The 23,552-nt window shown below is 71.6% G+C and carries 16 protein-coding genes; 5 read left to right on the forward strand and 11 right to left on the reverse strand.

Annotation, left to right across the window (positions count from 1 at the left end; all coding sequences use genetic code 11):
* Positions 1–39 precede the first annotated feature (39 nt).
* Complete coding sequence (gene pruA, locus ACIRC0_RS30160; protein WP_403622144.1) at positions 40–1,671, reverse strand: L-glutamate gamma-semialdehyde dehydrogenase; 1,632 nt, start codon at positions 1,669–1,671, stop codon at positions 40–42.
* A gap of 50 nt (positions 1,672–1,721) precedes the next feature.
* Complete coding sequence (locus ACIRC0_RS30165) at positions 1,722–2,648, reverse strand: proline dehydrogenase family protein (RefSeq protein WP_403622147.1); 927 nt, start codon at positions 2,646–2,648, stop codon at positions 1,722–1,724.
* A 161-nt stretch (positions 2,649–2,809) separates the two neighbouring features.
* Here ACIRC0_RS30165 and ACIRC0_RS30170 point away from each other — a divergent pair, with 161 nt between their 5' ends.
* On the forward strand, positions 2,810–4,105 hold the full coding sequence (locus tag ACIRC0_RS30170) for a PucR family transcriptional regulator (RefSeq protein ID WP_403622150.1): 1,296 nt from the start codon (positions 2,810–2,812) through the stop codon (positions 4,103–4,105).
* Between the two features lie 99 nt (positions 4,106–4,204).
* The gene (locus tag ACIRC0_RS30175; RefSeq protein WP_403622153.1) at positions 4,205–5,230 is read left to right on the forward strand and encodes an alcohol dehydrogenase; all 1,026 of its coding nucleotides are present in this window, start codon (positions 4,205–4,207) and stop codon (positions 5,228–5,230) included.
* An 8-nt stretch (positions 5,231–5,238) separates the two neighbouring features.
* Here the strand turns inward: ACIRC0_RS30175 and ACIRC0_RS30180 are convergent, their stop codons facing one another.
* Positions 5,239–5,829 (reverse strand): TetR/AcrR family transcriptional regulator, encoded by a 591-nt coding sequence (locus tag ACIRC0_RS30180; protein WP_403622156.1) that lies wholly within the window; start codon positions 5,827–5,829, stop codon positions 5,239–5,241.
* Positions 5,830–5,924: 95 nt separating this feature from the next.
* Here ACIRC0_RS30180 and ACIRC0_RS30185 point away from each other — a divergent pair, with 95 nt between their 5' ends.
* Positions 5,925–7,457, forward strand: coding sequence for an MFS transporter (locus ACIRC0_RS30185; RefSeq protein WP_403622159.1), 1,533 nt, complete (start codon positions 5,925–5,927; stop codon positions 7,455–7,457).
* Positions 7,458–7,527: 70 nt separating this feature from the next.
* Here ACIRC0_RS30185 and serA read toward each other — a convergent pair whose 3' ends face one another.
* The 6 genes from serA to ACIRC0_RS30215 all read right to left on the reverse strand — a co-directional run bounded on the left by serA (position 7,528) and on the right by ACIRC0_RS30215 (position 17,760).
* Positions 7,528–9,117, reverse strand: coding sequence for a phosphoglycerate dehydrogenase (gene serA, locus ACIRC0_RS30190; protein WP_403622162.1), 1,590 nt, complete (start codon positions 9,115–9,117; stop codon positions 7,528–7,530).
* Positions 9,118–9,358: 241 nt separating this feature from the next.
* Positions 9,359–10,357 (reverse strand): ketol-acid reductoisomerase, encoded by a 999-nt coding sequence (gene ilvC / locus ACIRC0_RS30195; RefSeq protein WP_403622164.1) that lies wholly within the window; start codon positions 10,355–10,357, stop codon positions 9,359–9,361.
* Positions 10,358–10,475: 118 nt separating this feature from the next.
* Complete coding sequence (gene ilvN / locus ACIRC0_RS30200) at positions 10,476–11,000, reverse strand: acetolactate synthase small subunit (RefSeq protein ID WP_059128941.1); 525 nt, start codon at positions 10,998–11,000, stop codon at positions 10,476–10,478.
* Positions 11,001–11,021: 21 nt separating this feature from the next.
* Positions 11,022–12,869: an acetolactate synthase large subunit gene (locus ACIRC0_RS30205; RefSeq protein ID WP_403622166.1), complete on the reverse strand. Its 1,848-nt coding sequence runs from the start codon at positions 12,867–12,869 to the stop codon at positions 11,022–11,024.
* A gap of 341 nt (positions 12,870–13,210) precedes the next feature.
* Entirely contained in the window at positions 13,211–16,270 is a 3,060-nt protein-coding gene (locus tag ACIRC0_RS30210) for a putative bifunctional diguanylate cyclase/phosphodiesterase (protein ID WP_403622169.1), read from the reverse strand.
* Between the two features lie 548 nt (positions 16,271–16,818).
* Complete coding sequence (locus tag ACIRC0_RS30215) at positions 16,819–17,760, reverse strand: 2-hydroxyacid dehydrogenase (RefSeq protein ID WP_403622172.1); 942 nt, start codon at positions 17,758–17,760, stop codon at positions 16,819–16,821.
* Between the two features lie 74 nt (positions 17,761–17,834).
* Between ACIRC0_RS30215 and ACIRC0_RS30220 the strand changes: the two genes are divergently transcribed.
* Together ACIRC0_RS30220 and ACIRC0_RS30225 are read left to right on the forward strand one after the other, a co-directional pair.
* Positions 17,835–18,833: an aldo/keto reductase gene (locus ACIRC0_RS30220; RefSeq protein WP_403622175.1), complete on the forward strand. Its 999-nt coding sequence runs from the start codon at positions 17,835–17,837 to the stop codon at positions 18,831–18,833.
* Between the two features lie 120 nt (positions 18,834–18,953).
* Positions 18,954–20,111: a PQQ-dependent sugar dehydrogenase gene (locus ACIRC0_RS30225; protein WP_403622177.1), complete on the forward strand. Its 1,158-nt coding sequence runs from the start codon at positions 18,954–18,956 to the stop codon at positions 20,109–20,111.
* A 14-nt stretch (positions 20,112–20,125) separates the two neighbouring features.
* Here ACIRC0_RS30225 and ACIRC0_RS30230 read toward each other — a convergent pair whose 3' ends face one another.
* Both ACIRC0_RS30230 and ACIRC0_RS30235 read right to left on the reverse strand, forming a co-directional pair.
* The gene (locus ACIRC0_RS30230) at positions 20,126–20,320 is read right to left on the reverse strand and encodes a DUF6191 domain-containing protein (RefSeq protein ID WP_403622180.1); all 195 of its coding nucleotides are present in this window, start codon (positions 20,318–20,320) and stop codon (positions 20,126–20,128) included.
* A 38-nt stretch (positions 20,321–20,358) separates the two neighbouring features.
* Positions 20,359–23,403, reverse strand: a complete 3,045-nt coding sequence (locus tag ACIRC0_RS30235) for an AAA family ATPase (RefSeq protein WP_403622183.1) — start codon at positions 23,401–23,403, stop codon at positions 20,359–20,361.
* Positions 23,404–23,552: the final 149 nt, after the last annotated feature.

Below are 23,552 nucleotides of genomic sequence, written 5' to 3' on the forward strand. Positions count from 1 at the left end.
TCCGTGCAGGAACCCGGCCCGTTCCGGCCGTCGCGGGCGTCAGCCCATGTGCGGGTACGTGTAGTCCGTCGGCGGGACCAGCGTCTCCTTGATCGCGCGGGTCAGGGTCCAGCGCAGCAGGTTCTGCGGGGCGCCCGCCTTGTCGTTCGTGCCGGAGGCGCGGCCGCCGCCGAAGGGCTGCTGGCCGACCACGGCGCCGGTCGACTTGTCGTTGATGTAGAAGTTGCCGGCCGCGTAGCGGAGCCTCTCGGCCGTGTACGCCGCCGCCGCGCGGTCGTTCGCGATGACCGAGCCCGTCAGGGCGTAGTCCGAGACCGACTCCATCTGGGTCAGCATCTCGTCGTACTTGTCGTCCTCGTAGACGTGGACCGCGAGGATCGGGCCGAAGTACTCGGTGCGGAACACCTCGTTCTCCGGGTCGCTGCACTCGATGACGGTCGGACGGACGAAGTAGCCCACCGAGTCGTCGTAGGAGCCGCCCGCGACGATCGTGCAGGCCGGGTCCTCCTTGGCGCGGTCGATCGCGGCCTTGTTCTTGGCGAAGGCGCGCTCGTCGATGACGGCGCCGATGAAGTTCGACAGGTCGGTGACGTCACCCATGCTGATGCCGTCGACCTCGGCCGCGAACTGCTCCTTGAAGCCGTCGTTCCAGATCGACGCCGGGATGTACGCGCGGGAGGTGGCGCTGCACTTCTGGCCCTGGTACTCGAAGGCACCCCGGGTGAGCGCCGTCTTCAGGACCGCGCGGTCGGCCGACGGGTGGGCCACGACGAAGTCCTTGCCGCCGGTCTCGCCGACCAGGCGCGGGTAGGAGCGGTACTTCTCGATGTTGTTGCCGACCGTCTTCCACAGGTACTGGAAGGTCTTGGTGGAACCGGTGAAGTGGATGCCCGCGAGGTCGCGGTGCTCCAGGGCGACCTTGGAGACCTCGATGCCGTCTCCGGTGAGGAGGTTGATGACGCCCTTCGGCAGGCCCGCCTCCTGAAGGAGCTGCATCAGCAGGACGGCGGCGTGGGTCTGGGTCGGGGACGGCTTCCAGACCACGACGTTGCCCATCAGCGCGGGGGCGGTGGGCAGGTTGCCGGCGATGGCACTGAAGTTGAAGGGCGTGATCGCGTAGACGAAGCCCTCCAGCGGGCGGTGGTCGAGGCGGTTCCACACGCCCGGGGAGTTGGCCGGGGGCTGCTCGGCCAGGATCTGGCGGGCGTAGTGCACGTTGAAGCGCCAGAAGTCGACCAGCTCGCACGGGGTGTCGATCTCGGCCTGCTGGGCGGTCTTGGACTGGCCGAGCATGGTGGAGGCGGCCAGCGTCTCGCGCCAGGGACCGGCCAGCAGCTCTGCGGCGCGCAGGATGATCGCGGCGCGGTCGTCGAAGGACATCGCGCGCCAGGCGGGCGCTGCGGCGAGCGCGGCGTCGATGGCGTCCTGGGCGTCCTGCTGCGTGGCGTTGCGGTAGGTGCCGAGCACGGACTTGTGGTTGTGCGGCTGCACGACCTGGAACTCCTCGCCGCCGCCCATGCGCCGGACACCGCCGATGGTGCAGGGAAGGTCGATCGGGTTCTCGGCCAGCTCCTTCAGCTTGGCTTCCAGGCGGCCGCGCTCGGGCGAGCCGGGGGCGTAGCCGTGCACCGGCTCGTTGACGGGGGTGGGGACCTGGGTCACAGCGTCCATGGGTTCCGTAACTCCTTGACGTGAGCGGTGTTGCGAGCGGGGGTGCGGGCTCAGCCCTTGCTGACCATCGAGCGGACGAAGAAGCGCAGGTTCGCCGGCTTCTCGGCCAGACGGCGCATGAAGTAGCCGTACCAGTCCGTGCCGTACGCCGTGTAGACGCGCATGCGGTGGCCCTCGGCGGCCAGGCGCAGGTGCTCCTCGCTGCGGATGCCGTAGAGCATCTGGAACTCGTACTCGTCCATCTTGCGCCCGGCGCGGTGGGCGAGTTCCTGGGCGATGGAGATCAGGCGCGGGTCGTGGGAGCCGATCATCGGGTATCCCTCGCCCTCCATGAGGGTCCTCAGGATGCGGACGTACGCCTTGTCGGTCTCGTGCTTGTTCTGGTACGCGACCGACGCGGGCTCCTTGTACGCCCCCTTCACGATACGCACGCGGCTGCCGCTCGCGGCGAGGCGGCGGGCGTCGGCCTCGGTGCGGAAGAGGTAGGCCTGGATGACGCAGCCCGTCTGCGGGAAGTCCTTCCGCAGCTCCTCATGGATGGCGAACATCGAGTCGAGGGTGGTGTGGTCCTCCGCGTCCAGCGTGACCGTCGTGCCGATCGCGGCGGCCGCCTCGACGACCGGACGGACGTTCTTGAGGGCCAGCTCGTGGCCGTCCTCCAGCGCCTGGCCGAACATCGACAGCTTCACCGACATCTCGGCGCGGGTGCCCAGCTCCAGGGGTTCCAGCCGGTCGATCAGCTCCAGGTAGGCGTCGCGCGCGGCCGCGGCCTGCTCGGGGGTCGTGATGTCCTCGCCGACGACGTCCATCGTCAGCTCCAGCCCCTTGCCGGTGAGATCCTGGATGATCGGCACGACGTCGTCGACCGTCTCGCCCGGGATGAAGCGGTCGACGACCTGCTTGGTCACCGGGGCCGCCGAGATCAGGCGTCGCATCCGGTCGCTGCGCGACGCGGCGAGAATCACGGGACCCAGCACGGGGCACCTCCACAGAACGGGCAAGAGGCCGCGACCCGACCATTCGGGTACGGCACGGAGAACCACCGTGAAACCTAAGGATCCCTCCGATCGTCGGCCATCGACAGCTGTCACGCATCCGTGCCCTGGATCTCAGACAGATGTATGAGCGGGATGGGAAAATGCGGGAGAATGCCCCTGTGGCGGACGTTTTCAAGGCAGGGCGCGGCGATTACCAGGAGCTCGTCGACGAGATCTCCGCGCTGCTCGGCGCCCCGGCGACCCTGGAGAACCGGGACTTCGAGCTGATCGCCTTCGCCGCGTACGACAGCGAGGGCGACTTCGACGAGGCGTCCCTCGATCCGGTGCGCACCCGCTCGATCCTCACGCGCCGTTCCACGGCGGCGGTGCGGAAGTGGTTCGAGGGCTTCGGCATCGCGCGCGCCACCGGACCGGTGCGGATTCCGCCCACTCCGGAGGCCGGCGTGTACCGGGGGAGGATCTGTCTGCCGGTACGCCATCGGGGTGTCGTCCTCGGCTATGTGTGGCTGCTGGCCGACGAGCCGGGCCCGTCCGAGGCGCAGCTGTCGGCCGCGATGGAGATCGCGGCGCGCATCGGCGACCTGCTCGCGGAGGAGGCGCAGGCGGGCGCGGAGGTGACGCGTGAGCTGCGCGCGGTGCTCACCGCGGAGCGCGGCTGGCCGCAGGACATGGCGGTGGCCGAGCTGCGGACGGCGCTGGGCCCGCGCGGCGAGGGCCTGCACACGGTGGTCTGTGTCGCGCCCTGGCCCTCGGCCGACCCGGACGACGCGCCGTCGGCCCGGACGATCCCGGCGGCGACCGCGCTGTGCACCGTGCCGTGGGGCGCGACGGGCCAGAGCCTCGCGCTGCTGGTGCGGTTGCGCTCGGCGGACGTGCTGACCCCGGCGCTGACGGCGGCCACCCGGCTGCTGCGGGAGGCGGGACACCAAGGCGCGGGCTCCGCGGCCGGGGTGGCCGGCGCTCGGGACTCCGCGGCCGGGGTGGCCGGCGCCCGGGACTCCGCGGCCGGGGAGGCCGGCGCCCGGGACTCCGCGGCCGGGGTGGCCGGCGCCCGGCACGGCCTCGCCGAGCTGGGCGCGGCCTGGCAGGAGGCGTCGGCGGCGGCCCGCGCGGCCCTGGCTGAGCCCCGGCTCGGCCCGATCGCCCAGTGGTCGGCCATCGGCCCGTACCGCCTGCTGACGTCGCTGCCGCCGCAGGCGGCCCACGACCCGGCCGTCAGCGCCCTGCTGACCCCCGCCCACCGCGAACTGGCCCGCACCGCCGAGGTGTTCCTGGACTGCGCGGGCCAGGCGGGCCGCACGGCCGCCGAACTGGGTGTCCACCGCCAGACCCTGTACTACCGCCTCTCCCGCGTCGAACAGCTCACGGGCCTGGACCTGGACGACGGCGAGGACCGTCTGCTGCTGCACATGGCGCTGAAGGGTGCGCGGCTGTAGGACACGTCCGCTCTTTTCTCCCCTTCGGCGCGCGGGATCGGGCCGAAGCTGGTCTGCTGGGGTTGCGGGGGCAGTCATACCCGTTTCCGGGGAGAGCCCATGAGTACGTATCGAGTCGCGCAGGTGGCCGCCGCCGGCGGTCCGTTCGAGGTCGTCGAGCGTGAGGTGCCGCAGCCTGGGCCCGGCCATGTACGGGTGGCCGTGGAGGCGTGCGGGATCTGCCACAGCGACGCCTTCTTCGTGAACGCCGGGCTGCCGGGCGTCACGTTCCCGGTGGTGCCCGGGCATGAGATCGCGGGGCGCGTCGAGGAGCTCGGCGAGGGCGTGCGGGAGCGGGGCTGGCAGGTGGGCGACCGGGTGGCGGTGGGCTGGTTCGGGGGCAGTTGCGGCCACTGCACGCCCTGCCGGCAGGGCGACTTCGTCGTGTGCCAGAACCTGAAGGTGCCCGGATGGGCCTACGACGGGGGCTTCGCCGAGGCGGTGATCGCGCCGGCCGACGCCCTGTCCCGTATCCCCGACGCGCTGGCGGCGACCGACGCCGGGCCCATGGCCTGCGCGGGGGTGACCACCTTCCACGGGCTGCGGCGCAGCTCCGCCCGGCCGGGGGACCTGGTCGCGGTGCTCGGCATCGGCGGGCTCGGCCACCTCGGGGTGCAGTACGCGGCCGCCATGGGCTTCGAGACGGTGGCGATCGCCCGCGGGGGCGAGAAGGCCGGCCTCGCCAAGCAACTCGGCGCTCATCACTACGTCGACAGCACGGCGGACACCTCCGTCGCGGACGCGTTGCAGTCCCTCGGCGGCGCCAGGGTCGTCCTGGCCACCGCCGGCAACGCCGAGGCCATCACGGCGACCGTGGACGGGCTGTCGCACCGCGGCGAGCTGGTCGTCATCGGCGCGTCTCCCGATCCCATGGGGATCAGCCCGGTCCAGCTGATCATGGGCGGCAGGGTCGTCCGCGGGCACCCGTCCGGCACCGCGCAGGACGTGCAGGACACCATGGCGTTCAGCGCCCTGCACGGGATCCGCCCGATGGTCGAGACCGTGCCCCTGGACCAGGCGGGCGAGGCGTACCAGAAGATGCTCTCCGGCGCCGCCCGCTTCCGGATGGTGCTGACCACTCGCTGACGGACGCCTCAGCTCTTGGCGGCCCCCGCGATGACGCGGCGCAGCCCCTCGGTGAGCTGGTCGGCGTCGGTCGCGGAGTGGGGGTCGAAGAGGAACTGCACCACCAGCCCCTGGAGCAGGGTCTGGTAGAAGCGGCCCTCCGTGTCGATGGTCTCCTTGTCGAGCTGCTCCTCCGGAACTCCGTTGAACATCGAGATGATCCCCGCGCGCCCCTGCTCCTGAGCCTCGGCCAGCAACCGGCGCACGTCCCCCAGGCGGTCGTCCTGGAAGAGCAGTTCATAGCTGAGCAGCCAGATCGCCCGCGACTCGGGCAGCGTACGCAGCACGTTCGACCACACCTCACGGAAGCGCTCCAGTGATTCCGGCGCAGTCGCCGTCGTACCGCCCGCCCCCCAGCCGGGCTCGAAGCGGTCCCCCATCTCCTCGACCAGGGAGACGTACGCCTGAACCAGCAGCGCGTCCTTCGACCCGTAGTGGTAGCCGATCGACGCCAGGTTCGTCCCCGACTCCCTGACGATGTCGCGCGCCGTCGTGCGCGCGAACCCCTTCTCCAGCAGGCAGCGCTTGGCGCCCTCGAGCAGATCCTCACGGTGTCCCATGCCGCCACCCTACTCCGATCCATACAGCCGTCCTAGACGCTCGATTTATACGACCGTACTAGACAAGCGTTTAGGACAACCGTACAGTCCCTGGCATGACGAACCCGACGAGCACGACCACGACCGCACCGCCCGCCGGAACCCGCGCCGGCCGCCGCGAATGGACGGCCCTGGGCGTCCTGATGCTTCCGCTGCTGCTGGTCTCGATGGACGTCTCGGTCCTCTACTTCGCGATCCCCGCGATCAGCGCGGACCTGGAGCCGAGCGGTACCCAGCAGCTGTGGATCTTCGACATCTACGCCTTCGTCCTCGCCGGGCTGCTGATGACGATGGGCTCGCTCGGTGACCGCATCGGCCGCCGCAGGCTGCTGCTGCTCGGGGCCGCCGCCTTCGGGGGCGCCTCACTGCTGGCGGCCTACGCCGACAGCGCCGAGACCCTGATCGCGGCCCGCGCCGTGCTCGGCATCGGCGGCGCCACCCTCATGCCGTCGACGATGGCGTTGATCCGCACGATGTTCACCGACCCCGGTCAGCGCGCGAAGGCGATCGGCCTGTGGTCCGGCGTGATGACGGCCGGCATCGCGCTCGGCTCGGTGATGAGCGGCGTCCTCGTCGAGTACTTCTGGTGGGGCTCGGTCTTCCTGGTGAACCTGCCCGCGATGGCCCTGCTGCTGGTCCTCGGTCCGTTCCTGCTCCCCGAGTCGAAGAACCCCGAGCCCGGCCGCTTCGACCTGCTCAGCGTGCCGCTGTCGATGGCGGTGGTCCTTCCGGTGATCTACGGCCTGAAGGAGATCCCGGCCGAGGGCTGGCACGTGCAATACGTGCTGGCGGTGACGGTGGGCCTGCTGTTCGCGGCGCTGTTCGTGTACCGGCAGCGCACCACGGCCTCGCCGATGATCTCCCCCGCCCTGTTCCGCGGCCGGGGCTTCGCGCCCGCCGTGGTCCTCAACCTGATCTCGTCCTTCGGGATGATGGGCTCGGCCTTCTTCACCACGCAGTACCTGCAGTCGGTGCTCGGCAAGAGCGCGATGGAGGCGGCGCTGTGGGCGCTGCTCCCCTCCGTGCCGATCGGCATGGCGGCGCCGATCGCCACCCAGCTGGTGCAGAAGGGCGTGGGCCGCGCCTACGTCGTCACGGCCGGGTTCACGATCGCCGCGGCCGGCTACGGAATGCTCGTGCTCGCCGGTACCGACTCACTCTGGCTGGTGCTCGCGGCCTGCGGTGTCCTCGCCTCCGGGATCGTCATCGCCATCTCCCAGATGACGGACCTGGCGATGAGCGCGGCCCCGGTCGAGCGGGCCGGCTCCGCGTCCTCCCTCCTGGAGACCGGCGCGGAGTTCGGCGGCGCGCTGGGGATGGCGGTCCTGGGCTCGATCGGTACGGCGGTCTACCGCCACGAGATCCCGGCCTCGGCCCCGGCCCCGGCCCACGAGACGCTGGGCGGCGCGCTCGCGGTGGCCCACGGGATGCCGGGCCGGGCGGGAGCGGCGCTGCTGGCCGCGGCGCGGGAGGCGTTCACCACCGGGATGCACGGGGCCGCGATCGCCGGGGCGGTGGTCCTGGTGGGGGCGGCGGCACTGGCGGCGACGAGCCTGCGCCGGATCCACGTACGCGACACCGAGGAGTGACGGATCAGGAAACGAGCCGGGGCCCGGCCACCCTGAGGTGGCCGGGCCCCGGCTGTCGTGCGTACCGCTGTCAGACCAGGTTCACCGAGCGGGCGGACGTCGCGCCGATCTCCTCCGCGACCTCCGTCAGCACGTTCTGCGGCACCGTGTCGTCGACCGTGAGGACCGCGAGGGCCTCGCCGCCGGCGATGTCGCGGGCCACCTGCATGCCCGCAATGTTGATGCCGGCCTCGCCGAGGATGCGGCCCACGGTGCCGACCACACCGGGACGGTCGGTGTAGCGGAGCACGATCATGTGGTCGGCGAGCGACAGGTCCACGTCGTAGTCGCCCACCGCCACGATCTTCTGGTGGTGCTTCGGGCCGGCCAGCGTGCCGGACACCGAGACCTCCTCGCCGTCGGCGAGCGTGCCGCGGACGGTGACCACGTTGCGGTGGTCGGTGGCCTCGGAGCTGGTGGTCAGGCGCACCTCGACACCGCGCTCCTGGGCGAACAGCGGGGCGTTCACGTACGACACCGTCTCGTCCACGACGTCCTCGAACACGCCCTTGAGCGCGGACAGTTCGAGCACCTTGACGTCGTGCTGGGTGATCTCGCCGTACACCTCGACATCGAGCCGGACCGCGACCTCGCCCGCGAGCGCGGTGAAGATGCGGCCGAGCTTCTCGGCGAGCGGCAGACCCGGCTTGACGTCCTCGGCGATGACACCGCCCTGGACGTTGACCGCGTCCGGCACCAGCTCGCCGGCGAGCGCCAGGCGCACCGACTTGGCGACCGCGATGCCCGCCTTCTCCTGCGCCTCGTCGGTGGAGGCGCCGAGGTGCGGGGTGCAGACGACCTGGTCGAGCTCGAACAGCGGGGAGTCCGTGCACGGCTCCTTCGCGTACACGTCGAGGCCGGCAGCGGCGACGCGGCCCTCCTTGAGCGCCGAGTACAGCGCCTCCTCGTCGACGATCCCGCCGCGCGCGGCGTTGATGACGCGCACGCTCGGCTTGACCTTGTGCAGCGCCTCGGAGCCGATCAGGCCGAGCGTCTCGGGGGTCTTGGGCAGGTGGACGGTGATGAAGTCGGAGACCTCGAGCAGCTCGTCCAGGGACAGCACCTTCACGCCCATCTGCGCGGCCCGGGCAGGCTGGACGTAGGGGTCGTAGGCGACGACCTTCATGCCGAACGCGGACATGCGCTGCGCGACCAGCGCGCCGATGCGGCCGAGGCCGACGACACCGAGGGTCTTCTCGGCGAGCTCGACGCCGGTGTACTTGCTGCGCTTCCACTCGCCGTTCTTCAGCGCCGCGTTGGCCTGAGGGATGTTGCGGGCGGTGGAAATGATCAGACCGCAGGCCAGTTCGGCCGCGGTCACGATGTTCGAGGTGGGGGCGTTGACGACCATCACGCCGGCCTTGGTGGCGGCGGAGACGTCCACGTTGTCCAGGCCGACGCCGGCTCGCGCGACGACCTTCAGCTTCTTCGCGGCGGCGATGGCCTCGGCGTCGACCTTCGTCGCGGAGCGGATCAGGATGGCGTCGACGTCGGCGATCGCGGGCAGCAGCTCCGCCCGGTCGGCGCCGTTGCAGTGGCGGATCTCGAAGTCGGGGCCGAGGGCTTCGACGGTCGCGGGCGACAGCTCTTCAGCGATGAGTACGACGGGTTTCGAGCTCACGTGAGTCCTCACATGTCCAATGCGGACGGCCGTCCCGACGGCCGCTGGCGGTGGAGGGGTGCTTGCCGCGTGGAAGACGCACGACGCTGTGGGCCTGACGCGATTGTTGTGCAGCAGTCTAGTGGCGCGGCGAGGGGCGTATTGCGCCTGCGCGGAAGGATCACCCGGACGTGGCTGGCCGGTGTGGACAACAAGAATAATGCGGCGGTGCCCCCGGCAAAGGACACCGCCGCATCAGAGGTCACGCCTCCTCGTTCACCCACGACATGAGCTTGCGCAGCTCCTTGCCGGTGGTCTCCAGCAGGTGCTCGGAGTCCTGCTTCTTGTACTCGTTGTACTTCTTCAGACCGCCGTGGTACTCGTCCATCCAGTTCTGGGCGAAGGAGCCGTCCTGGATCTCGGCGAGGACCTTCTTCATCTCGGCCTTGGTTGCGTCGGTGATGATGCGCGGGCCGGTGACGTAGTCGCCCCACTCGGCGGTCTCGGAGATCGACCAGCGCATCTTCTCCAGGCCGCCCTCGTACATGAGGTCGACGATCAGCTTCAGCTCGTGCAGGCACTCGAAGTAGGCGATCTCCGGCTGGTAGCCCGCCTCGACCAGGGTCTCGAAGCCCGCCTTCACCAGCGCCGCGGTGCCACCGCACAGGACGGCCTGCTCACCGAACAGGTCGGTCTCGGTCTCCTCGGTGAACGTCGTCTTGATGACGCCGGCGCGGGTGCCGCCGATGCCCTTGGCGTACGACAGCGCCAGCGCGAACGCGCCTGCCGAGGCGTCCTGCTCGACGGCCACGATGCAGGGAACGCCGCGGCCCTCCTCGTACTGGCGGCGCACCAGGTGGCCCGGGCCCTTCGGGGCGACCATGCAGACGTCCACGCCGGCCGGGGGCTTGATGAAGCCGAAGCGGATGTTGAAGCCGTGGCCGAAGAACAGCGCGTCGCCGTCCTTAAGGTTCGGGGCGATGGACTCCTCGTAGACCTGGGCCTGGATCGGGTCCGGCACCAGGATCATGATCACGTCGGCCTCGGCGGCGGCCTCCGCCGGGGTCACCACGCGCAGGCCCTGCTCCTCGGCCTTCGCCTTGGACTTCGAGCCCTCGTGCAGACCGACACGGACGTCGACACCCGAGTCGCGCAGCGACAGCGCGTGGGCGTGGCCCTGGCTGCCGTAGCCGATGACCGCGACCTTGCGGCCCTGGATGATGGACAGGTCGGCGTCAGCGTCGTAGAACAGCTCGGCCACTTTGGGTTCTCTCCTTGAGTGCAGGTGTTGCGTCCCACCGTATGACGGCGGGCGGAAGGGAAGTCTCGGGGTCTCGGAATACGGGCGGCCGGTTGTCCCCGGCCGCCCGGACACCGTCTTACGCCGACCGGTCGAGGGCCCGCAGGGACCGGTCCGTGATCGAACGGGCGCCGCGGCCGATCGCGATCGTGCCGGACTGCACCAGCTCCTTGATGCCGTACGGCTCCAGCATCTTCAGCATGGCCGACAGCTTGTCGCTGGACCCGGTGGCCTCGATGGTGACGGCCTCCGGGGAGACGTCGACCGTCTTCGCGCGGAAGAGCTGGACGATCTCGACGATCTGGGAGCGCGTCTCGTTGTCGGCGCGCACCTTCACCAGAACGAGTTCACGCTGAACGGCCTGCGCCGGCTCCAGCTCGACGATCTTCAGCACGTTGACGAGCTTGTTGAGCTGCTTCGTCACCTGCTCCAGGGGCAGGTCCTCGACGTTCACCACGATGGTGATGCGGGAGATGTCGGGGTGCTCGGTGACACCGACCGCGAGCGAGTCGATGTTGAAGCCGCGGCGGGAGAACAGGGCGGCGATCCGGGCGAGGATGCCCGGGGTGTTCTCGACCAGGACCGAGAGGGTGTGCTTGGACATGGTTCTTGACTCAGCTCTCTCTCAGTCGTCCTCGTTGTCGCCGAAGTCGGGGCGGACGTCCCGGGCGGCCATGATCTCGTCGTTGGAGGTGCCGGCGGCGACCATCGGCCACACCATCGCGTCCTCGTGGACGATGAAGTCGACGACCACGGGACGGTCGTTGACGGAGTTCGCCTCTTCGATGACCTTGTCCAGGTCGTCCGGGGACTCGCAGCGGATCGCGTAGCACCCCATGGCCTCCGACAGCTTCACGAAGTCGGGGACGCGGGTTCCCCTGGCCGCCGGGTCGACGTCCTCGGGGCCGGAGTGCAGCACCGTGTTGGAGTAGCGCTGGTTGTAGAAGAGGGTCTGCCACTGGCGGACCATCCCGAGGGCGCCGTTGTTGATGATGGCGACCTTGATCGGGATGTTGTTCAGGGCGCAGGTGGTCAGTTCCTGGTTGGTCATCTGGAAGCAGCCGTCGCCGTCGATCGCCCAGACCGTGCGGTCCGGGGCGCCGGCCTTCGCGCCCATCGCGGCCGGGACCGCGTAGCCCATGGTTCCGGCGCCGCCGGAGTTGAGCCAGGTCGCGGGCTTCTCGTACTGGATGAAGTGCGCGGCCCACATCTGGTGCTGGCCGACGCCCGCGGCGAAGATCGTGCCCTGCGGCGCGAGCTGCCCGATGCGCTCGATGACCTGCTGCGGGGAGAGCGTGCCGTTCTCGGGCAGGTCGTAGCCGAGCGGGTAGGTCTCGCGCCAGCGGTTCAGGTCGTTCCACCAGGCGGTGTAGTCGCCCTGGTGACCCTCGCTGTGCTCCTTCTGCACGGCCTGGATCAGGTCGGCGATGACCTCACGGGCGTCCCCGACGATCGGCACGTCGGCGGCGCGGTTCTTGCCGATCTCGGCGGGGTCGATGTCGGCGTGGACGATCTTGGCGTACGGGGCGAAGCTGTCCAGCTTGCCGGTGACGCGGTCGTCGAAGCGGGCCCCGAGGGCGACGATCAGGTCGGCCTTCTGCAGGGCGGTGACGGCGGCCACGGAGCCGTGCATGCCGGGCATGCCCAGGTGCTGCGGGTGGCTGTCGGGGAACGCGCCGAGCGCCATCAAAGTGGTGGTGACGGGCGCCCCGGTGAGCTCCGCGAGGACCTTCAGCTCGGCGGTGGCCTGCGCCTTGAGGACGCCGCCGCCGACGTACAGGACGGGCCGCTTGGCGGAGGTGATCAGCTTGGCGGCCTCGCGGATCTGCTTGGCGTGCGGCTTGGTCACCGGGCGGTAGCCGGGCAGGTCCATCACCGGCGGCCAGGAGAAGGTGGTCCGCGCCTGGAGGGCGTCCTTGGCGATGTCGACCAGGACCGGGCCGGGGCGGCCGGTCGAGGCGATGTGGAACGCCTGCGCGATCACCCGCGGGATGTCCTCCGCCTTGGTGACCAGGAAGTTGTGCTTGGTGATCGGCATGGTGATGCCGACGATGTCCGCCTCCTGGAAGGCGTCGGTCCCGATCGCCTTGGAGGCGACCTGCCCGGTGATAGCGACCAGCGGCACCGAGTCCATGTGGGCGTCCGCGATCGGGGTCACCAGGTTGGTGGCTCCCGGTCCCGAGGTCGCCATGCAGACGCCGACCCTGCCGGTGGCCTGGGCGTAGCCGGTGGCTGCGTGGCCCGCGCCCTGCTCGTGCCGCACCAGCACGTGACGCACCCGCGTGGAGTCCATCAGCGGGTCGTACGCCGGAAGGATGGCACCACCCGGAATGCCGAATACCGTGTCGGCGCCGACCTCCTCGAGAGAGCGGATGAGGGACTGCGCACCCGTGACGTGCTCGGGCGCGGACTGTTGTCCTCCGGATCGGGGCCGCGGCTGCGGGTGATGGGCCCCGGTGGCCTGCTCGGTCATCGGCATTCTCTTCTCGATGCTGAGGGTTTTGGCGAGGTTTGGGCGTTGTTCGACTGGTGCCTGTGCAACAAAAAACCCCTCGTGCCGTGAGGCAAGCGAGGGGAGCGCGCCGGGTGTGGTCGCTGGGTGTTCCGGTTCATGTCCGGTGGGTCCCAGCTCAGCCGACGCGCTGTCCAAGTACGAGAATTCGGGTGCGCATGGCACAGACCCTCCCCCCGGCACGGCATCACTGTCAAGTGGGTGGGACGGGAGTCTCATTATGTGAGCGTAGGGCCGTCCCGCCTCCGAAAACGGCAGGCACGCCACTGGCGTACACCCCCGCGGCCCTTCCCGTGAGTCGTTCACCTACGGGGCGCCCCGGTCGGTGTCGAGGCAACGACCGTGCTCAGCCCTTCCGACCTCCGCGCTCCCCCACTCTCGGCTTCGCTCGAGCGGGCGGACCCCCATGCGCTCTCGACACCGACGCGCTCCTTCGGCTCTCTCACTCCGCCCGCGAAGGCCGGCTCCGCCGGGCCGAGCGGCACCGGGTAGTGGCCGGCAGTGAGCGCCCGGCGCAGCCGGTACTCGTCCAGTGGACCCGAGAATGCCATGCCCTGACCGTGCGTGCAGCCCATGGCGCGCAGAGCGACGACCTGCTCGGGCAGGTCCACCCCGTCGGCGACGGAGGTGAGGCCCAGGTCGCGGGCGATGCGCAACAGCCCACCCGTGATCTTGTGCAGCCGCGCGGACTCGACGACCCCCTCGACGAGGTTCCGGTCCAGTTTCAGGACGTCGATGGGGAGCCGGCGCAGCGCCGCGATGGCCGCGTAGCCGTTGCCGAGGCCGTCCAGGGCGATACGGACGCCGATCCGGCGGAGGTTGCCGAGTCTGCGTTCCAGCTCCTCCAGGGAGATGCGTGGGTCGATGCCGGACAGCTCGATCATCAGGGCGCCCGAAGCCAGACCGTGCCGGGTGAGCAGGGCCTCGATGGAGCCGAGCGGCAGGGAGCGGTCGAGCAGCCGGCGGGCGCCCACCCGGACGGCGACGGTTACGGCGAGCCCGCCGGCGGCGCGCTCGGCGGCCTGCCGTACGGCCTCCTCGAGGATCCAGCGGCCCAGCTCGGCGGCCTTGTCGCTGTCCTCGGAGACGCGCAGGAACTCGTCGGGTGTGAAGAGCACGCCCTGGGAGGACCGCCAGCGCGCCCGGGCGCTGACAGACGCGATCCGGCCGTCCTCGAGCGACACCACGGGTTGGTGCAGCAGGGTGAACTCGCCGTCGTCGAGCGCGGCCCGCAGCCGGGTGGCCAGCTCGGCCTTGCGGACGACGTCCTGCTGCATCTGGGGCTTGTACAGCTCGACGCGGCCCTTGCCGGCGGCCTTGGCGCGGTACATGGCGAGGTCGGCGTTGCGCAGCAGCTCACCGGCGCCGAGGCCCGGCTCGGCGAAGGCCACGCCGATGGAGGCGGCCACCCGGACATCGTTGCCGTCGATGTCGTACGGCTGGGAGAGGGTGACCCGGAGCCGGTCGGCGAGCTCGAGGATGTGCCTCTCGCGCGCGGTGCGGTCCCGGGTGCCGTCGCCGACGATGAGGGCCGCGAACTCGTCGCCGCCGAGGCGCGCGGCGGTGTCGCCCTGCCGCACCGACTCCTGGAGCCTGCGGGCGGCCTGGACGAGCAGCTCGTCGCCGGCCTGGTGCCCGATGGTGTCGTTGACGGCCTTGAAGCCGTCGAGGTCGATGAACAGGACGGCGGTGCCGCGGTCGGAGGAGCGGCGGCCGGAGAGGGCCTGCTGGACGCGCTTGGTGAACAGGGCGCGGTTGGGCAGGTCGGTGAGCGGGTCGTGCTCGGCGCTGTGCTGCAGCTGGGCCTGCAGGCGCACCCGCTCGGTCACGTCCCGGCTGTTGAAGATCAGGCCGCCCTGGTGGCGGTTGACCGTGGACTCCACGTTGAGCCAGCCGCCGTCGCCGGAGCGGAAGCGGCACTCGATGCGGGTGGTCGGCTCCTCGGTGTGGCTGGCGGCGAGGAAGCGCCGTACCTCGTGCACCACGCAGCCCAGGTCCTCGGGGTGGATGAGTGCGGCGAGTTCGGTTCCGACGAGTTCCTCGGCGGGCCGGCCGTAGACGCCGGCGGCGGCCGGGGAGACGTACTGCAGGATGCCGTCGGGCGCGGCGATCATGATGACGTCGCTGGAGCCCTGCACCAGGGAGCGGAAGTGGTTCTCCTTCTGCGCCAGTTCCTGGGTGAGGGTGATGTTGTCGAGCAGCATGATGCCCTGGCGCACGACGAGCGCGAGGACGACGGCGCCCGCGGTGATGAGCACGACGCGGTCGACGCTGTGGCCGTTGAGGACGTTGTAGAGGATCCCCAGCGTGCAGACGGCGGCGGCCAGGTAGGGCGTGAGGGCGGCCAGCGATCCGGCGATCGGGCGCGTGGCCCGGTACCGGTCGGGATCGGCGTCCGGCGGGGGCGAGGCCGGGTACCGGTCGTGGGCCGGACCCTGCGGGAGCCCGGGGGCCGGGTCGTGGTCCCGGTGCCCTTCCTCGTGGCCGGTGGCCCGGGGTTCGCTCTGCCGCTGCTCCGGGACGTGTTCGTGCACCACGCGCGTGTGTGCGTCGTCCGGCATGCGGCCGGGCCGGGCGCCGACCCAGGGGGCGTAGGCGAGGAGCAGCGAGCCGGAGAACCAGCCCGCGTCCAGCAGCTGGCCCGAGTGGTAGCTGCTGTGCAGCAGCGGCGAGGTGAACAGGGCGTCGCACAGCACGGTCAGGGCGAGTGCGCCGATGGCGGTGTTGACCGCGGAGCGGTTCACCGCCGAGCGCCTGAGGTGCAGGGCGACCACCATGCTGATCAGGGCGATGTCCAGCAGCGGGTACGCGAGCGACAGCGCGGTGTGCGCCACGCTCGGTCCGTCGAACTTGGCCGCCTGCGCGAGCGCGAGGCTCCACGACAGCGTCAGCAGCGAGCCGCCGATCAGCCACGCGTCGAGCGCCAGGCATACCCAACCCGCCTTGGTGACGGGCCTTTTGGCGAGCACGAGCAGTCCTACGATCGCGGGTGGAGCGAAGCAGAGGAAGAAAAGGTCGGCACAGCTGGGCGAGGGGACGGGTCGGTCGAGGACGACCTCGTACCAGCCCCAGACGCCGTTGCCCAGCGCGGCCATGGCGGAGGAGAGCGCGAACAGCAGCCAGGCCGATCGAAAGCGGCTGCGGCGGCTGCGGGCGTACAGCAGGCAGGAGACCGACGCGGTGCCGGCCGCCGCGCTCAACCCGAAGTCGCCCATGATCAGCGCGAGGGTCCGGGAGCCCCAGTCGACGGCGGAACCGACGGCGTATCCCGCGCACACCAGGGCCAGGACGAGTTGCGGAGCCGGGTTCGCCCGGCCGCCCGGTGCCGGACGGCGGGCCGGCAGCACTCCCCGGGACCTCACCGGTCCCTCCCGGTCCGTGGCGCCGGGTCCCGCTGGGCCCGGCGTGCCGGGTGGGCGTGCCTCTTGCGGCCGGCGTCCCCCGGGTGGTGACAGTGGCCGGCGTGGTGACGACGGCTGCCGTGAGCGCTGTGACCGCGTCTGCGCGTCGCGGTCCGCCAGGGTCGTCGCCCGCGGCCGCGCCGCGTCGGGTCGTTCGTCCATAGGCCGTGCATCGCCCGTCGCCCCCCTCGTAATGTCTGAAAGTTCCGTCCCCGGCGCCGAACGGTGCGCGGCGCAGCCCTGTCGGGGACGATACACCAGTCTCGTCACTCAGGGACATAGTCCCTCTACTCTCCGTGACGACCAGGGGGAATGCGGGTACGTACCGCGTTCGGGGGACTGCGGAGCGTACCGGAAGCGGACGGGTGGTGCGCCGGAAGCGGTGTGTGCGCCGGTGGTGCGACCGCCGGCGGGCGCGTGCGCGGGTGGCGGCGATGGCTGGATTCGTGCGCCGCGCCGGCCGTGCGCGGGGCCTGCCCCACCCCGACTCCCCCGTCTGCCGCGCCGGTTCAGCCGCCGGTCGTCAGGACGACGTTCTCGAGCGGTTCTCCCTGCGCGAAACGGTTCAGCTGAGCGCTGAGGAGGCGCTTGGCGCGGGGCCAGAACGCCGAGGTGGGGCCGCCGACATGAGGGCTGATGAGCACGCCCGGGGCATGCCACAGGGGGTGTCCTGCAGGCAGCGGTTCGGGGTCGGTGACATCCAGGGCGGCGGTGATACGGCGGGACTCCAGCTCGGCCAGCAGGGCCTTGGTGTCGACGATCGGGCCGCGCGCCACGTTGACGAGCAGCGCCCCGTCCTTCATCCGGGCCAGGAACTCCGCGTCGACCAGGCCTTTCGTCTCCTCGGTGAGCGGTGTGACCAGGACGATGACATCGGCGTCGGGAAGAAGTTCCGACAATCGGGAGAGAGGATGCACAAGGCCGCGCGCTGTGTTGCGCTCGCGGCGCGCGACGCGCGCCACCCGCGCGACTTCAAAGGGCGCGAGCCGGTCCTCGATGGCGGCACCGATCGCTCCGTACCCGACGATGAGGACGCACTTGTCGGCGAGCGCGGGGTGGAACCCGCTCTGCCAGCGCTCCTCCGCTTGAGCCCGTACGAAGCCGGGGATGCCGCGCAGCGAGGCGAGGATCAGAGTGAGCGCGAGCTCGGCCGTGCTCGCCTCGTGCACTCCGCGCGCGTTGCACAGCCGCACGCCCGGCACGACGGACGACAGATGGGCGGTGATGTCGTCGACGCCGGCCGTCAGTGTCTGGATGACCTGCAGGTTCCGCATCTGCTCCAGCGGCCGGACCTTGACGTCGTGGCGCTTCATGTACGGCACGGCGTAGAAGGCGCAGTCGGCCGGGTCGGCGGGGAAGTCCAGCCCGCCGTCCCAGTAGCGGTAGTTCAGGCCCTGGGGAAGGCCCTCTATCTCGTCGGTGCGGAACGGAAGCCAAACGTCGTCGGTCATGGTCAGGAGGCTATGCCAAGGATCGGGTGCCGCATTGGTTAGTTTGGGGTGCCAGCAAAGGAGGGCACTGCCAGGTGGAGCGCAGGACGATCGGCGCGGCGACGCTCGAAGTGGGGGCCGTGGGACTCGGGTGCATGCCGATGAGCTGGGGATACTCCACCTCCCGGCAGCGGGGCGACGAGTCGCTGCGGACGGTGCACCGGGCGCTCGACCTGGGGATGACACTGCTGGACACCGCCGACATGTACGGGCCTTTCACCAACGAGCTGCTGGTGGGCCGGGTGCTGAAGGAGCGGCGCGCCGAGGCCTTCGTGTCGACCAAGGTGGGGCTGCTGGTGGGCGAGCAGCACATCGTGGCCAACGGCCGCCCCGGGTATGTGAAACGGGCCTGCGACGCGTCGCTGCGCCGTCTGCAGACGGACGTCATCGATCTCTACCAGTTGCACCGCGCGGACCCGGAGGTGCCCGTCGAGGAGACCTGGGGCGCGATGGCGGACCTGGTGCGGGCGGGCAAGGTGCGGGCGCTGGGGCTGTGCGCGGTGGGGGTGCGCGGCGGGCGGCGGACCGGGACACGGCGGTACGACGGAACGATCCGGCAGCTGGAGCGGGTGCAGCAGGTGTTCCCGGTGAGCGCGGTGGAGGCGGAGCTGTCGGTGTGGTCGCCGCAGGCGCTGGACGCGCTGCTGCCGTGGTGCGCGGCGCGCGGCGTGGGCTTCCTGGCGGCGATGCCGCTCGGCAACGGCTTTCTGACCGGCACGCTGACCCCCGGCGAGGGTTTCGAACCGGACGACCTGCGCGCCCGGCATCCCCGCTTCACGGCGGAGATGATGGCGGCGAACCAGCCGATCGTGGCGGGGCTGCGCCGGGTGGCGCACCGCCACGGCGACGCCGTCACCCCCGCCCAGGTGGCCCTGTCCTGGGTGCTGTCCCAGGGCCCCCACGTGATCCCGGTCCCGGGGGCCAAACAGCGGCGGTGGGTGACGGAGAACGCGGCGGCCCCCGTGCTGCGGCTGACCCCCGAGGACCTGACGGAACTGGCGGGACTGCCCGCGGCTCAGGGGTCGTGGGACTGAACGGATCCCGTAACGCGTGGGCCGGAAGGGGACGGTCGGTGTAGGGAAGACCGGCGATGGGAACCCCAGGGGCGTCCGAGGCGTAGGTAAGGGAGGAAGGCCCGTGGTGGAGGGACCTGCATGGTGCGACGTCGAGTGGTGACGGCCGTGGTGGCCGCGACCGCGCTGCTGGCGGTCGGCTGCTCCTCCGGTGGCGGAGGCACGCCGGGTGGTGGCGAGAGTTCCCCGGCCGGCTCGGCGGCGCCGTCGACCTCCGGGCGGCCCGCCGAAGAGACACCGCCGGCCAAGGGGTCGGTGCGGGTGGTACGCACGGTCGCCGACCACCTCAAGACGCCCTGGGGCCTGGCTCCGCTGCCCGGCGGCGGGCTCCTGGTCTCCTCCCGGGACGACGGGACGATCACCCGGGTCGACGACAGGACCGGCCGGAAAACGCTCCTCGGCGCGGTGCCCGGCGTCGCCGCCGACGGCGAGGGCGGTCTGCTGGGCATCGCGCTCTCCCCGGACCACGCCTCGGACCACCTGGTCTACGCCTACCTGACGACCGACTCCGACAACCGCATCGTCCGCATGCTGTACGACCCGCGGAAGCCGGCCGGTGAGCAGCTCGGCGCACCGGACACCGTGTTCAAGGGCATCCCGAAGGGCTTCGTCCACAACGGCGGCCGTATCGCGTTCGGCCCCGACGGCATGCTGTACGCGGGCACCGGCGAGTCGGGCGAACGGGGTCTGGCCCAGGACCGGAACTCGCTGGGCGGCAAGATCCTGCGCATGACCCCCGAGGGCGAGCCCGCCCCCGGAAACCCCTTCGGGAACTCGGTGGTCTACTCGTACGGGCACCGCAATGTGCAGGGTCTGGCCTGGGACGGCAAGCAGCGGCTGTACGCCTCCGAGTTCGGCCAGGACACCTGGGACGAGCTCAACGCGATCAAGCCGGGCGGCAACTACGGCTGGCCGGACACCGAGGGCAGGTCGAGCGACCCCAAGTACCAGAACCCGATCGCCCAGTGGCACACCGACGTGGCCTCCCCCAGCGGCATCGCCTACGCCGAGGGCTCGATCTGGATGGCGGGTCTGCGCGGGCAGCGGCTGTGGCGCATCCCGCTGCAGGGCACGCAGACCTCGGCGCCCCCGCAGGCCTTCCTCACCGGCACCCACGGCCGTCTGCGCACCGTGGTCGCGGCCGGCGGCGACAAGCTGTGGCTGACGACGAGCAGCACGGACGGCCGGGGCAAGCCGTCGCCCTCCGACGACCGGATCCTCGAGGTGGAGGTGTCGTAGGCGGGCGGGCCGGTTTAGCCCTGGTCGGGCTCCGGCTCGCCGGGAGCCGGTTTCGGCAGGCGTATGACCACCGTGCCCGACGCCAGGTCGATCGGGCCACGGCCCGGATCGCCGTCCGTGACGTCCAGCCGGGTCAGTTCCAGGCGCTTCTGCTCATCGTGGGTGTGTTTGCGGCCGGGCGCGAACAGTTCCTCGAACATGTTGAACACGGCGCCTCCCTGGGGCCCGATTCCCGTCAGCGTAAGCCTCAGCCCGCGGCCTGGACAGGGGGCGTCTCCGCCGGGAACAGTCGCAATCGGTGCGCCACCGCCGCCGCCTCGCCCCGGCCTGCGACACCCAGCTTCGCCAGGATGTTCGACACGTGGACGCTGGCGGTCTTCGGGGAGATGAACAGCTCCTCGGCTATCTGCCGGTTGCTGCGGCCGATCGCGACCAGGCGGAGCACGTCCCGCTCCCGGTTGGTCAGCCCCAGGGACTCGGCGGGATCGAGCGTGGCCGGTTCCGGGGCGCGGGTGAGGGTGAGGCGGGCGCGCCGGGCGAGCAGGGCGACCGAGTCGGCGAGCGGCCGGGCACCGAGGTGGTCGGCCACCGCCCCGGCCAGCCGCAGCAGCTCGGCGGCCCGTTCGCGCGCGTCCTCGTCGCCGCCCGGGGCCAGCAGGGACTCGGCGAGCCGGTGCCGGACGCGGGCCAGGTCGTACGGGCGGTCCAGGGCCTCGAAGGCCGTCACGGCCTCCGACCAGGCGTCCGGTGCGCCACGGCCCTCGGCGCGCAGCAGCTCGGCACGGACCCAGCATGCGTACGCGTGCCACACCGGCACGTTCGCGGCGAGTGTCTTCGCGGTGTCGCGGATCCGCTCCAGCGTCTCCGCGCGGCCCGGCTCCGCGGCGGGAAGCCCGAGCGCGTCGGCCTCGGCGGTGGCGGCGGCCAGCAGCAGCGGCCAGCCGTAGCGCTGGGTGCCGGGCGGGAACCCCCTGGTCAGTGCGGTGGCGAGGGCGGCGCGGGCGTCGGCGAGCCGGCCCTCGCCGGCGGCGATCCCGATGGTGACGTGCTCCAGCCTCAGCTCGTGCTGCGGCATGGTGTCGTGCGTGCCCAGGTACGCGCGGGCGGCGGCCAGCTGCCGTCCCGCCTCGGCCAGGTCGCCGCGGGCGAGCGCGAGGTGCGCGTGGATGGTGGCCCGGAAGGCGCGGGGCTTGGCGCTCTGGCCGACCCGCTCGGAGTGGAGGCCGGCCTCGGCGGCCTCGTCCCAGCGGCCCAGCGAGTAGAGGGACTCGCCGAGGTTGCCCCACACCCACGCCTCGGAGTCCGTCAGCCCCAGCTTCCGGGTGATCTCCAGGCCTTCCCGGAGCACCTCGACAGCCTCCCGGGAACGGCCGATGCCCTCCAGGTGGGACGGCAGGTTCACATGCAGGCGGCCCCTCACATAGGCCTCGCCGAGGGCGGCCGCCTGCTCCTTGACCTCGTAGATCTCCGCGAGCCCGGTGTCGATGTCACCCGCGTCGACCAGGAGGCCGCCCAGGGTGAGGCGGGCGTTGAGCTCGATGTCACGAGCTCCCACCATGCGCGCGTACTCCACGGCGCGCTCGGCGGCCGAAAAGGCGTCGGGGCCGGGCTCGTGCAGCATCGACCAGCCGGCGACCATGGCGAGCACCTCGGCGTGCACCTCCGAGGGCGGCAGTCCCCGTACCAGCTCCTGGGCGGTGGCGAGTTCCTTCCATCCGTCGCCGCGGCCCGTGTTCTGCACGAGCCGGGAGCGCTGCACCCAGAACCAGGCGGCCCGCAGCGGGTCGGGATCCTCCTCCAGCAGGCGCAGGGCCCGTTTGGTGATCTTCAGTGCGCGTTCCCGCTCCCCGCACAGCCGGCCCGCCACGGCCGCCTCGGCCATCAGGTCGAGGTAACGCAGGGGTGTGGTCGCCGGGTCGCAGCCGCAGGGAGGGTAGACCTCGGCGTGGTCCACGGGCCGCAGGGCCGCCCGTACGTCGTCGGGGGCGAGGTCCCACAGCTCCATCGCCCGCTCCAGGAGCCGCAGTTGTTCGGAGTGGGCGTGCCGGCGGCGGGCCTCCACCGCGGCGTCGAGGACGGCGGGCAGGGCCTTGGCGGCGTCGTGCGCGTGGTACCAGTAGCTGGCCAGGCGGGTGGCCCGCTGGTCGGCGGGGACGAGCGTGGCGTCGGCCTCCAGGGCCTCGGCGTAGCGGCGGTTGAGACGCGAGCGCTCGCCGGGGAGCAGGTCGTCGCTGACGGCCTCGCGGACCAGGGAGTGGCGGAAGCGGTAGCCGTCGCCGTCCGGGGTGGCGAGGAGGATGTTGGCGCCGACGGCGGCACGCAGGGCCTCGATGAGGTCGTCCTCGGCGAGTGAGGCGACGGCCGCCAGGAGGCGGTACTCGACGGTGGAGCCGCCCTCGGCGACGGTCCGGGCGACCCGCTGGGCGGTCTCGGGCAGCGCCTCGACACGGACGAGGAGGAGGTCGCGCAGGGAGTCGGTGAGGCCGGTGCAGCAGCCGTCCTGAGCGGCCACCGCCAGTTCCTCCACGAAAAACGCGTTGCCGTCGGAGCGGGCGAAGATGTCGTCGACCTGCGCGGGGTCGGGGTCGGCGGCGAGGATGCCGGCGATCTGGCGCTCGACCTCGGTGCGGTTGAACCGGCCCAGCTCGATGCGGCGGACGGTACGCAGGCGGTCGAGTTCGGCGAGGAGGGGGCGCAGCGGGTGGCGGCGGTGGATGTCGTCGGAGCGGTAGGTGGCGACGACGACCAGACGGCCGCTGCGCAGTGTACGCAGGAGGTAGGCGAGCAGGTGGCGGGTGGAGGCGTCGGCCCAGTGCAGGTCCTCCAGGGCGAGGACGACGGTGCGCCGGGCGGCGATCCGCTCGAGCAGGCGGGCGGTGAGCTCGAAGAGGCGGGCCATGCCCTCCTCGTCGTCCCGCGGGCCGCGGCGGGCCTCGCCGAGTTCGGGCAGCAGCCGGGCGAGCTCCTCCTCCTGGCCGGCGGCGGCCTCGGCGAGTTCCTCGGGGAGCTGCCGGCGCAGGGCTCGCAGGGCGGTGGAGAACGGCGCGAAGGGCAGCCCGTCGGCGCCGATCTCGACGCAGCCGCCGAGCGCGACGACGACGTCCCGGCGGGCCGCGGCCGCCGTGAACTCCTCCAGCAGCCGGGTCTTGCCGACGCCCGCCTCGCCCCCGACGAGCAGCGCCTGGGGCTCTCCGGCTGCGGCGCGGGCGAGCGCGTCGTGCAACGCCCCCAACTCCTCGTCGCGGCCTACGAAAACGGGGCTGACGGACCTGGTCTCCACGCCCCCGAGCATGTCACGAGGCACTGACAGGGCGGCACCGATTATCCGCACCGGCGACGGCGAAGCGGCCGCCCCCGGTGGTTCGGGGACGGCCGCCGTGGCAGGTCGGGCGGGGTCGGGGTGCGCCGGGAGCGCGGGTCCCGTGCCGCCGTCCCATGGCC

The sequence above is a fragment of the Streptomyces sp. NPDC093984 genome, assembly GCF_044764595.1.
In the GTDB taxonomy this organism is placed as follows: Bacteria; Actinomycetota; Actinomycetes; order Streptomycetales; family Streptomycetaceae; genus Streptomyces; species Streptomyces cynarae.

Coding starts and splice junctions, on each gene's coding strand:
- ACIRC0_RS30180 (WP_403622156.1), bottom strand. CDS start 5,829: ATGGGACACCGTGAGGATCTGCTCGAGGGCGCCAAGCGCTGCCTGCTG.
- ACIRC0_RS30185 (WP_403622159.1), top strand. CDS start 5,925: ATGACGAACCCGACGAGCACGACCACGACCGCACCGCCCGCCGGAACC.
- ilvN (WP_059128941.1), bottom strand. CDS start 11,000: ATGTCCAAGCACACCCTCTCGGTCCTGGTCGAGAACACCCCGGGCATC.
- ACIRC0_RS30175 (WP_403622153.1), top strand. CDS start 4,205: ATGAGTACGTATCGAGTCGCGCAGGTGGCCGCCGCCGGCGGTCCGTTC.
- ACIRC0_RS30170 (WP_403622150.1), top strand. CDS start 2,810: ATGCGGGAGAATGCCCCTGTGGCGGACGTTTTCAAGGCAGGGCGCGGC.
- ACIRC0_RS30235 (WP_403622183.1), bottom strand. CDS start 23,403: ATGCTCGGGGGCGTGGAGACCAGGTCCGTCAGCCCCGTTTTCGTAGGC.
- ACIRC0_RS30205 (WP_403622166.1), bottom strand. CDS start 12,869: ATGACCGAGCAGGCCACCGGGGCCCATCACCCGCAGCCGCGGCCCCGA.
- ACIRC0_RS30215 (WP_403622172.1), bottom strand. CDS start 17,760: ATGACCGACGACGTTTGGCTTCCGTTCCGCACCGACGAGATAGAGGGC.
- ACIRC0_RS30225 (WP_403622177.1), top strand. CDS start 18,954: ATGGTGCGACGTCGAGTGGTGACGGCCGTGGTGGCCGCGACCGCGCTG.
- pruA (WP_403622144.1), bottom strand. CDS start 1,671: ATGGACGCTGTGACCCAGGTCCCCACCCCCGTCAACGAGCCGGTGCAC.